Source organism: Streptomyces sp. NPDC028368 (genome assembly GCF_055565615.1).
Genome location: NZ_JBVHTY010000008.1, coordinates 428,915 through 439,548 on the forward strand (window position 1 = coordinate 428,915; position 10,634 = coordinate 439,548).

Genomic DNA, 10,634 nt, shown 5'->3' on the forward strand with positions numbered 1-10,634 from the left:
CGGGCTCATCGGCCGGACCGGCCCCGGGGCGTACGGGCCCACCGGGCCGGCGTCACGCGGCGGCCGCAACCTCCGCGCTGATCAGCGGGTCGATGACAAGGACGCCCCGGTCGCCCTCGACGAAGGTGATGTGGGACAGGTCCAGGCCGCGTACCTGGTAGATGCCCGGTACCACTTCGTACAGGCCCTGCCGGGCGACGAGTCCGCTCCGGCGCCACAGCGAGGGGTGCGCGGTCGGCGGGCAGTCGCCGTCCAGGAAGCCGTAGGCGTCGTTGTCCCAGACCACCCGGCCACAGAGCGGGCAGGTAACCGTCACAACGTCGCGCGGGCCGCGGCTGCTTACGTAGCGGCGCCGTCCGCCTGCGGCCCGTACAGCTCAAGGAGCCGGGCCCGGGTGCGGCAGAGCCGTTCGGCGACCGTCTCGGCGACGTAGTGGTACACCGCGCAGCCCAGGACGGGGTCGGACTCGCACAGCGCGCGGACCTCGGCGGCATCGAATTCGTCGGCCTCCACCGGGCCGAGGGTCTGGGCGCCCAGGTGCCACTGATACGGCGGGAAGAGCCAGGACCACCCGAGGAGGTCGTCGCGGCCCAGCGTTTCGACGATCGCGGCGCGGCGTCCGGGGACGTGCTGGTCGAGGGCGATGCGGCCGCTGCGGATGACCCAGAAGCGGTCGGCGTGGTGGCCCTCGTCGAAAACCCGGGCGTCGCGCGGCAGCGTCACCTCCCGGGCGAGCGCGGTCAGCCGCTCGCGCCCGTCGGCCGGCAGCGCGTCGAGCAGATTTCTGGTCGTGGCCATCTCGTCCTCCGTCCGCGGCGGCGGCCGCGCTGCGCACCCCTTGTGCACTCCTTCTGCACGATATGGGAATTTTGCCGGAGTGGTGCGGAGGGCCGGTGCGCCGCGGTGGCTCAGGTCATCTGACGGCGCACCAGTTCATGGAGGTGCCCGCCGGTGTTGGCGAGGAGGTCGGCCGGGGCGCCCTGTTCGACGACGCGCCCGTCCGACATGACGATGACCCGGTCGGCGTCCATGACGGTGGACAGGCGGTGGGCGATCACCAGACGGCTGGCGCTGAGTGCGCGGGTGCTTTCGATGACGATCCGCTGGGTCTCGTTGTCCAGGGCGCTGGTGGCCTCGTCGAAGAAGAGGATGCGGGGGCGGCGGATCAGCGCCTGGGCGATCATCAGGCGCTGACGCTGGCCGCCGGAGATCGCGCCGCCGCCGGAGATCATGGTGTGCAGGCCCATCGGCATCCGCTTGATGTCCTCGGCCAGGCCCGCCATCTCGGCGGCCGCCCAGGCCTCCTCCTGGGTGAAGGCCTCGGCGCCGCAGATGCAGTCCAGGATGGAGCCGGTCAGCGGCTGGGCGTTCTGCAGCACCACGCCGCACTGGCGGCGCACCGCCGCCTGGTCGAGGGCGGCCAGGTCCTGGCCGTCGTAGAGGACGCTGCCGGAGGTCGGCTTGTCGAAGCCGATGAGGAGGCGCAGCAGGGTGGATTTACCGCAGCCGCTGGGCCCGACGACGGCCACGAACTCGCCCGGCCGGACCTGGAGGGTGACATCGTCGAGGACCAGCGGGCCGTCGTCGGTGTAACGGAAGGAGAGCTTGCGGGCCTCGATGCCGCCGGAGAGCGCGCCGGGCTGCGCGCTGGCGCCGCGGACCTCGGGGGCCTCGTCCAGGACCGGCTTGATCTGCTCGAACATCGGCAGCGCGGCGGCCGCCGCGACGAACGCGCCGGTGATCTGGGTGACCGACGTCAGCAGCATGGTCAGGGAGGTGCTGAAGGTCAGGAACGAGCCGGCCGACATGCTGCCGCGGGCCGGTCCGGCCAGCAGCATGAACATGGTGAGGGTGCAGAGCGGCAGATAGACGGCGTTGAGGACGGTGGTCAGGTTCTTGATCCGGCCGGCCTTCTGCTGGAGTTCGCGGGAGCGGGCGAACTCCCGGGCCCAAGCGGCGTACGCGAAGCTCTCGGCGGCGGCGACGCGCAGCTTGGGCAGGCCGCGCAGGGTCTGGAACGCCTGGTTGTTGAGCTTGTTGCCGAGCTTGACCAGCCGCCGCTGCCAGCGCAGCTCCCACATGCCCATGGCGAGGAACACCGCGCCGATGACGACCAGCATGCCGATCGCCGCCAGCGCCAGGGGCACGCTGTACAGGAGCAGCAGGACGAGGTTCATCGCGCCGACCGTGACGGACTGCACGGCCACCGGGCCGACGCCGGACAGCACCCGCCGGATGGCGCTGATGCCCATCGCGGCGCTGGCCAGCTCTCCGGTGGAGCGTTCGGTGAAGAATTTCGTCGGCAGCCGCAGCAGCCGGTCCCAGACCGCGGGCTGGAGGGCGGCCTCGATACGGCCCTCCATGCGCAGCACGGTGAGGTTCTGCAGCAGCATGAAGGCGGCGGTGACGACGCTGGTGATGATGACGGCGAGAGCGACCTGGACGATCAGGCTCCGCTCGGCGGCCGGCACATACACGCCCAGCACCTTGCCGGTCGCGATCGGGACCAGTGCCCCGAGGCCGACGGTCACCAGTCCGCTGAGGGCGAGGTTGCGGACGTCCAGGCGGGTGTCGCGCAGGCTGAAGCGCATCAGCCGCCACATGGTCATGGGCCGCTCGGGCAGCGGACGGTAGAACATGACGGCGCGCGGTTCGAACTCGTCGGCGTTGTCCTTGCCGATGCGGATGCGCAGCCCGGAGGCCGGGTTGACCGCCTCGTACCGGCCGCGGCGCCACAGCAGCGCGACCGGGGCGCCGGACTTGGCGCGATGCCCCACCAGGGGTCCGCTGTTCGTCCGCCACCAGCGGTTGCCGAGCCGGACGGCGCGGGTGCGGATGCGGGAGCTGACCGCGATCCGCTCGACGGGGCTGATGCGGTCGTTGACGGCGCCGCCCTTGGGAGGCTCGGTCAGCGTGATCCCGGCGGCCTCGGCGACCGTACGGCAGATCGCGAAGGTGGCGTCGTCGGTGGCGCGGTCCGTCTGGGTGCCCCGGCCGCCGCGGTCCTGGCGGCCGATGGAGGCCAGCAGCGCCTGGTCCGCACGCTCGCGGACCGTCTCGCCCGCCTTGATGCCGGCCGCCGTACGGTCCTCGTGCGCCCGCTCCAGCTGCTCGATCCAGCGGTCCACCGCGGACAGCAGCCGGTACTGCTGATTGACCATCTGCTGCCACATCGCGGGGTCGACCAGCAGATCGCCGGCCGCATCCGCGCTGTAGGAGGCGCCGTACTGCACACTGCCGCGCGGCACCGGCATCCACAGGATGTCGTCGTCGGCCACCGCGTCATCGCCGGGCCGGCCGTCCAGCGGGGCCTCGAACAGCACGCCCAGGCTGCGGCCGGTGCCGAGCGCGAAGGCGTGCTCCAGGGGCGTCGGGCCGCCGTCCTGGCCCGCGTAGGTGTCGCCGTAGCCGCTCTCGTAGGTGCCGTACTCCCCGTATTCGCCGTACTCGGGGCGGGGCAGCTCGCGCAGCGGTATGCGGCGCAGTTGGCAGTCCTGTGAAGGCCGGCCGAGGAGGGTGTGCTGCGGGCCTTCGACGGGGCCGAGCAGCAGGGTCCCGGCCTCGAGGCGGCCGAGGAAGTGCCAGTGGCCCTCCTGGGCGGCGTCGACCGCGAAGAGGTCGAGGAACCCGCCAGTGACGAGCCACAGGACATACGGGCCCTCGAGGGGGACGCTGCGCAGTCCGGTGCAGTCGACGGGGGTGCCGAGGGCGCCCATCGCCTGCGTCACCGCGTCGGTCTCGCCCGGTCCCACGGCCGTGGACGGGTGCATGGATGACACGTCAGTGCTCCTTGACCAGCTCGGCGTACGCGCCTTGGGCGGCCACCAGGTCCTCGTGCCGGCCGCGTTCGACGACCACGCCGTGGTCGAGGACCACGATCTCGTCGCTGTCGCGGACCGTGCTCAGCCGGTGGGCGATGACCACGCAGGCGCAGCCGCGCCGCCGCAGGTTGTCGATGATGATCTGCTCGGTCTGGGCGTCCAGCGCGCTGGTCACCTCGTCGAGCACGAGGATGCTGGGCCGCCGGACCAGCGCGCGGGCGATCTCCAGCCGCTGCCGCTGTCCGCCGGAGAAGTTGCGGCCGTCCTGTTCGACGCGGCAGTGGATGCCGTCGGGGCGCCGGGCGATGACGTCGTCGTAGAGGGCGGCGTCGCGCAGGGCGGCGACGACGGCGTCATCCGGGATCGAGGGGTCCCACAGCGCCACGTTGTCCCGCACCGTTCCCTCGAAGAGGAAGACGTCCTGGTCGACGAAGGAGACGGAGGCGGCCAGCGCGCTGCGGGAGATGTCCTCCAGGCGCTGTCCGTCGATGCGGATGGTGCCTTCCCAGGGGGTGTAGAGGCCGGAGATCAGCCGCGAGACGGTGGACTTGCCGCTGCCGGAGCCGCCGACCAGCGCCACCTGGCGGCCGGGGCCTACGGCGAGGGAGAAGCCGGTGAGTAGCGGTTTGTCGAGCGGGCTGTAGCCGAAGGTGATGTTCTCCAGCGTCACATGACCCTTGAGCCTGCGGGTGCCGCCGTCCGCGCCGGGGCGGGAGTAGAGGGTGTCGGCGGGGAAGCTTTCGACGTCCTTGAGGCGGGCCACGTCGGCGGCGAAGTCCTGGATCCGGCCGGCCACGCCGTTGAGCCGGGTGACCGGCGCGGTGAAGCGGGTGACCAGCGCCTGGAAGGCGACGAGCAGGCCGATGGAGATATGGCCTTCGACCGCCCGCAGTCCGCCGATCCACAGGATCAGTGCGCTGTTGAGCGTGGCGAGGGTGGGCGCGACGACGGCGAGCCAGGCGCTGGGGACGCCGAGCCGCTGCTGTTCCTCCAGGGTGGCCGCGTGCTGGCCCGCCCAGCGGCGGAAGTAGCCGCTCTCGCCGCCGGTGGCCTTCATCGTCTCGATGAGCTGGAGGCCGGTGTACGAGGTGTTGGTCAGCCGGGCGCTGTCGGCGCGCAGTTTCGCGGTGTGGGTGGCCCGGAGCCGTACCACGATGCGCATCGCGACGACGTTGAGCAGCGCGATCCCCACACCGATGACGGTCAGCTGGGGATCGTAGGTCCACAGCAGGACGGCGTAGAGGATGACGACGATGCCGTCCACACCGGCCGCGGCGAGGTCGCGCGCCAGGGTTTCGGCGACCGCGTCGTTGGACTGGAGGCGCTGGACGAGGTCGGCGGGGCTGCGCTGGGCGAAGAAGGTGACCGGCAGCCGGAGCAGATGCCGCAGGAAGCGGGCGCTGCTGAGGGTGGAGGAGATGATGCGGCCGCGCAGCAGGTTCGCCTGTTGGAGGCCGGTCAGTACGGCGGTGAGCGCGACCATCGCGGTCATCGACGCGAAGAGCGGCCCCAGCAGCGAGGTCTGGTTGCCGATCAGGAACATGTCGATGTACGTGCGGCTGAGTGCGGGCACCGCGGCGCCGACCGCGACCAGCAGCAGGCTGGCGAACAGCGCGGCCAGCAGGGTGCCCTTGGTGCCGCGCAGCCGGGCGGGCACGGCGCCCATGATGCCCGGCTTGCGCCCGCCCTTCTCGAAGGACTCCGACGGCTCGAAGACAAGAGCGACACCGGTGAAGCTGGTGTCGAAGTCCTCCGTCGCCACGAAGCGGCGGCCCTTGTCGGGGTCGTTGATGTGCACGCCCTTGCGGCCGAGCTTGTGGCCCATGCCGTCGTAGACGACGTAGTGGTTGAACTCCCAGAAGAGGATGGCGGGCGCCTGGACCTCGGCGAGCGCGGCCGTTTCCATCTGCATGCCCTTGGCCGTCAGGCCGTAACTGCGGGCGGCCTTGAGCAGATTGCTGGCCCGGGAGCCGTCGCGGGAGACGCCGCAGGCGATGCGCAGCTCCTCGAGCGGCACATGCTTGCCGAAGTGCGCGAGCACCATGGCCAGTGAGGCGGCGCCGCATTCCACGGCCTCCATCTGGAGGACGGTGGGGGTGCGTACGGTCTTGGCCTTCTTGGTCTTCGTCTTCGGGCTCTGCGCGGGGGCGACGCGACGGGCCCGGCGTCCGCTCGGGGCCGGCTCGGGGCGGTGCCGCCGGCGACCGGGGGGCGGCAACTGCTGCTGGGGCGCGGCGGAGTCGTTCGGTGCGGTCACGGAAGCAGCCAATCGATCGGATGCTGCGCGGCCAGGTGGACGGCGCCGTCGGCCATGGTCATGGAGTCGACCGCGAAGGGCGGGCCGTCGGAGGTGGACCAGGTGTAGCCGGACCCGGTGCGGGGCGCGCGGTCCAGCTGCACCAGGACGGCGACGGGCGGGCCGTGCTGCGAGAACTGCTCACCGAGCTGGCTGCTGCCCAGGTAGGCGCCGATCCGCTGGCGGGTCTGCGTGGTGCGGCCGACGGCCTTCACCCGGCCGCGCAGTACGCCGTACTGCTGGGCCGGCACGGACTGGACCGTGAGATCGACCGAGGCGCCCACCGGGACCGTTGCCGCGCTGTCGGCCGGGACGTACAGCGTCGCGGTCAGGGGATCGTCGGGGCGCGCGACCCGTTCCACGGAGGCGACATCCGCGCCGGTGGTGACCACGGAGCCGATGGTGGCGACCATGGTCGTCAGCCGGCCGGCGGCGAGGGCGCGGACGACGGTGGTGCCGCGTGCGGTACGGACCTTGAGCACCGGCGCATTGGCGGCGACTTGCTTGCCCTCTTCGGCCAGTACCGCGGTCACCTGGCCCGCGACGGGGCTCTGCAGGATGTAACTGCCCTGGCCGTGGGTGAGGATGCCGGGGGCGTTGAGCGTGGAGGAGACCGTGCCGGTCACCGCCCAGATGGCGGCGCCGATCACCACGGCGACCGTGACGATCAGGACCAGCCAGCCCTGGGGCCGGGCGAAACGCACCGGGAGGTCTATTTCCTCCGGTGACTGCAGCTTGGAAAGGGCCTGTTGGCGAAACTGCACGACACTCTTCCCTCAACTGCAACTACTGCACTGACTGTCAGGACAACGCGGCTCGGCCCGGCCGATGCTGCTGGGCCGAGCGTAACGGTGGCGCGTCCGGGCCACGGCGGCCGGGTGCCCCGGAACCCGGCGAAGGCCAGGCGGTTCCGGGGCATCCGGTCCGGCATGTCGGCAAGGAGGGGACGCCGACCTGCCGTGGGTCTCAGAGACCGGCGACGAGGCCCGTGACCTGACCGGTGTTGACGCCCAGGCCGTTGACGGCGCCGGTGACGGTGCCCGTGACGGTGCTGAGGGTGCCGCCGACGTTGAGGCCCGTGGCGCCGTCAACGCTGGAGGTGGCGGTGCCCGCCAGGTTGCCCACGAGGCCACCGGCCACGTTGTCGAGCTCGCTGTCAGCGATTTCCTGGGTCTGAATCTCGCGCATGGTGATTCCTTTCGAATGTATATCTCAAATAGCTGCGGCCGAGCCGTCCGGCAGGGCGGTGCGGCCGCGGCGGCAGTTGCCGGGTCTCGAAATCGAGAACCCATGTACGACTTCCGCGGTGCGAAGGATCAAAGCACGCAGGCACGTTGCACTGCTAATCCGACAACCGCCGATCCGGACGTCAGGCCTCCGCTGAATTACCTGACGTGGACACATGTTCATCACTTGGTGGCAGCTTCTTCACATGCTCCACGGTTTCGATCCCCGCGTCTTGACGACCCCTTGACCCCGAACTGGACATTCCCGCATCAACTCACTGATGCGCAGGTCAGACGGTAGATGATCGATCGGAGGGAGTGTGCCGCCTGCGTATTCGATGTGCAGATTTCCTGAAGGCCCGCAATTTTTACGTGACCTGGGCCCGACACGCCCGAAGAACTGCGACGGTTGCCCACGGCACCTACCGCGAGGTGTTGCGCGAGCATTACCGGTACATGTACCACCCGGCCTACCTGGGGGATATTGCCGGGAATGCGCGACGTAATCTACGCGGCATTACGACGAAAAACCGATCGGCCATCCAGAGAACGGACATAACCACATAACGGCGCCACGCAGGACGAGAGGGAAATAGGCGATTTCCCACCGGCCCTCCGCTCCGGCCCCGGACCTCCGGCTGCCGGCACCGACCGGCGCAGCGCCCGCCGACCGCCGGTGGCAGCCGGTCCCGGACTGCGGCACCGTGGGAGAAGGCTGCGCGGCACGGCCGGGAAGGAGCGGTACGTGGAGCCGGTCGAGGCGCTGGAGCGGATCGCCTTTCTGCTGGAGCGGCAGGGGGCGGTGACCTACCGCGTACAGGCCTTCCGCAAGGCGGCGGCGGTGATCGGCGAGCTGCCCGACGACGAGCTGCGGCGCCGCGCGGCGAACGGTTCGCTCGCCCGGATCAAGGGGCTGGGGCCCAAGACGGCCCAAGTGGTCGAGGAGGCACTGGCGGGCGAGGTGCCCGCGTATCTGGCGCGGCTGGAAGAGGAAGCCGGCGGGCCGCTGGTCGAGGGGAACCAGGGGCGGCGGCTACGGCGGGCGCTGCACGGCGACTGCCATCTGCACTCGGACTGGTCGGACGGCGGCAGCCCAGTCGAGGCGATGGCCAAGGCCGCCCGCGACCTCGGGCACGACTGGTGCGTACTGACCGACCACTCCCCCCGGCTGACCGTCGCCCACGGGCTGAGCCCGGACCGGCTGCGCGCACAGTTGTCGCTGGTGGCGGAAGTGAACGAGCGGCTGGCGCCGTTCCGGCTGCTGACCGGCATCGAGTGCGACATCCTCGACGACGGCGCGCTGGACCAGGAACCGGAGCTGCTGGAGCAGCTGGACGTGGTGGTGGCGTCGGTGCACTCCAAACTGCGGATGGAGGCCGGGCCGATGACCCGTCGGCTGCTGGCCGCGGTCACCAACCCACTGGTCGACGTGCTGGGCCACTGCACCGGCCGGCAGATCACCGGTAAGCCGCGGCCGGAGTCACAGTTCGACGCGGAGCAGGTGTTCGCGGCGTGCGCGGCGCACCATACGGCGGTGGAGATCAACTGCCGCCCCGACCGGTTCGACCCACCACGCCGGCTGCTCCGTCAGGCTCGCGCCGCCGGAACGCTGTTCGCCATCGACAGCGACGCGCATGCCCCGGGCCAGCTGGACTGGCAGATCTACGGATGCGCCCGCGCCGAGGAGTGCGAGGTACCGGCAGAGCGGGTCATCAACACCTGGACGACCCGCCAGCTGGCCACCTGGACGAGTACGGGACGGACGCCGCGGGGGTAGCGGGGGCGTCTTGCCTTTTTTGATGGGTGGCGTTCGGTCGATGGGTGGCGTTCCCTGGATGGGCACCGTTCACGGCACGAGGGCGAAGGGTTTCAGGGACCGATCACGGTCCGCTGACTCCTCCGAGATGACCTCGACAACCAGAGCGACGTCCTCGGGTGCGTACCAGGTACGGTCGGGATCGTAGGGGCGCCTGTCGCCCTGCTGGGGGCGATGCCCACAGCCTGGTGCTCCACGTGGGTCGAGTCGAGCACCGCCGGGAGTACGGAGTGTCCGCGACAACAATGACCATTCGGCGGAACCGGTCTCAGCCGCATCGGCAGCAACCTCAACCAGCTCACCCGGCACCTCAACCAGAACGGCACCTGGCCACAACCCAGCAACGTGCAGCGGCTGCTGGAACGGGTCGAGGCATCGACCGCAGACGTGGATGCCGCCGTCGCCCAGGTGATCACGGGGCGGTGAGTTGGTGATGCCGAAGATCATCCTCGGCAGGGGCAAACGTGCCGCACGCCGCCTGATCGGCTACCTGTACCGGCCGGGCGACGCCAATGAGCACATCGATCCGCATCCGGTGGCCTCCTGGACCGACTTCGCCCCCGACCCCGGCCGCCGCTCCCGCCGCGACCACGACATCCGCACCGTCCAGAGCGAAACGCGAAAGATCGAAGTCGACTACGCACTCAAGCGGTTGAAGACCGGCGACGGCACAGCTGCAAGGCGTCCCAAGGCAGGGAGCACCTCAAGGCCAAGCGCCAGCGCCAGGACACCACGGCCCGCGAGCTCCTGCGCATGCGCGTCCGCCGCGCGGTCGCCGCCGCTTCCAACGAAGCCGAGTTCTTCGCGCTGCTGGAGACGACCGTGTTCGTACGACCGAAGGTACGGCCGAAGACCGGACCACCCAGCGACGTGCTCGGCTACAGCTTCGCCCTGCCCGGCGACACCAACAAACACGGCGATCCGGTGTGGTTCTCCGGCTCCACCCTCACCGACGACCTCTCCCAGCCCGAGATCCGGGCTTCGCCTCACCGACTCCACCCCCGAGCCGGCTGTCGCCCGGCCGGGCAATCCGTGGCCCAAGGGCAAGTGGTCGCTCTTGGCGGAGCGCTGGACCTGCTGCCGGGTGCCGCACCAGCCGAGGTGCAGTCCCTGCCCGGCACGGCGCTCGCCGCAGCTACAGAGCAGCCTCAGATCGCCGCCGCGACACGCGACTGGGGCCTGCCGGCCGATAGCGATGCGCTGACCGCCGTGACCGCCCCCGAAAATCGCAATCCGTCCCGGTCCGCCTCAGGAGCCCCTCTGTACGCCCAGAGTCCCTATCCGGCCCGTCCCCTCCGACGGTCTCGACGGATGAACCCGTAGAGCCGACGCAGGCGACCGACGCAGGCGACTGGCGCATGGAAGGGGGCGTACTGACCCCGTAAACGCAGAAAAGCCCCGCACCATAAGGTGCGGGGCTTCCCACAAAGATTGTTCGGCGGCGTCCTACTCTCCCACAGGGTCCCCCCTGCAGT

Annotated in this window: 8 protein-coding genes and 2 pseudogenes; 3 read left to right on the plus strand and 7 right to left on the minus strand. The window is 70.6% G+C overall.

The features are described from left to right. Positions 1-55: 55 nt before the first annotated feature. The 6 genes and pseudogenes from ACZ4S3_RS21405 to ACZ4S3_RS21430 all read right to left on the minus strand — a co-directional run. Positions 56-292: pseudogene (locus tag ACZ4S3_RS21405) on the minus strand (MBL fold metallo-hydrolase); the annotation flags it as partial. A gap of 47 nt (positions 293-339) precedes the next feature. After that, on the minus strand, positions 340-798 hold the full coding sequence (locus tag ACZ4S3_RS21410) for a Crp/Fnr family transcriptional regulator (protein ID WP_467936436.1): 459 nt from the start codon (positions 796-798) through the stop codon (positions 340-342). A gap of 110 nt (positions 799-908) precedes the next feature. Next, positions 909-3,770: an NHLP bacteriocin export ABC transporter permease/ATPase subunit gene (locus tag ACZ4S3_RS21415; RefSeq protein WP_467936491.1), complete on the minus strand. Its 2,862-nt coding sequence runs from the start codon at positions 3,768-3,770 to the stop codon at positions 909-911. A 10-nt stretch (positions 3,771-3,780) separates the two neighbouring features. After that, the gene (locus tag ACZ4S3_RS21420) at positions 3,781-6,078 is read right to left on the minus strand and encodes an NHLP family bacteriocin export ABC transporter peptidase/permease/ATPase subunit (RefSeq protein ID WP_467936438.1); all 2,298 of its coding nucleotides are present in this window, start codon (positions 6,076-6,078) and stop codon (positions 3,781-3,783) included. Next, the gene (locus ACZ4S3_RS21425; RefSeq protein WP_467936440.1) at positions 6,075-6,881 is read right to left on the minus strand and encodes a hypothetical protein; all 807 of its coding nucleotides are present in this window, start codon (positions 6,879-6,881) and stop codon (positions 6,075-6,077) included. The genes ACZ4S3_RS21420 and ACZ4S3_RS21425 overlap by 4 nt, the downstream gene beginning before the upstream one ends. A gap of 202 nt (positions 6,882-7,083) precedes the next feature. After that, on the minus strand, positions 7,084-7,305 hold the full coding sequence (locus tag ACZ4S3_RS21430; protein WP_467936442.1) for a type A2 lantipeptide: 222 nt from the start codon (positions 7,303-7,305) through the stop codon (positions 7,084-7,086). Positions 7,306-8,088: 783 nt separating this feature from the next. Here ACZ4S3_RS21430 and ACZ4S3_RS21435 point away from each other — a divergent pair. Continuing rightward, complete coding sequence (locus tag ACZ4S3_RS21435) at positions 8,089-9,120, plus strand: PHP domain-containing protein (protein WP_467936444.1); 1,032 nt, start codon at positions 8,089-8,091, stop codon at positions 9,118-9,120. 90 nt (positions 9,121-9,210) lie between these two features. Here ACZ4S3_RS21435 and ACZ4S3_RS21440 read toward each other — a convergent pair. Continuing rightward, positions 9,211-9,309 (minus strand): annotated as a pseudogene (locus ACZ4S3_RS21440) (Uma2 family endonuclease); the annotation flags it as partial. Between the two features lie 126 nt (positions 9,310-9,435). Here ACZ4S3_RS21440 and mobC point away from each other — a divergent pair. Together mobC and ACZ4S3_RS21450 are read left to right on the plus strand one after the other, a co-directional pair. Next, positions 9,436-9,585, plus strand: a complete 150-nt coding sequence (mobC, locus tag ACZ4S3_RS21445; protein ID WP_467936493.1) for a plasmid mobilization relaxosome protein MobC — start codon at positions 9,436-9,438, stop codon at positions 9,583-9,585. A 327-nt stretch (positions 9,586-9,912) separates the two neighbouring features. Next, positions 9,913-10,482 (plus strand): hypothetical protein, encoded by a 570-nt coding sequence (locus tag ACZ4S3_RS21450; protein ID WP_467936446.1) that lies wholly within the window; start codon positions 9,913-9,915, stop codon positions 10,480-10,482. The last annotated feature ends 152 nt before the right edge of the window (positions 10,483-10,634 follow it).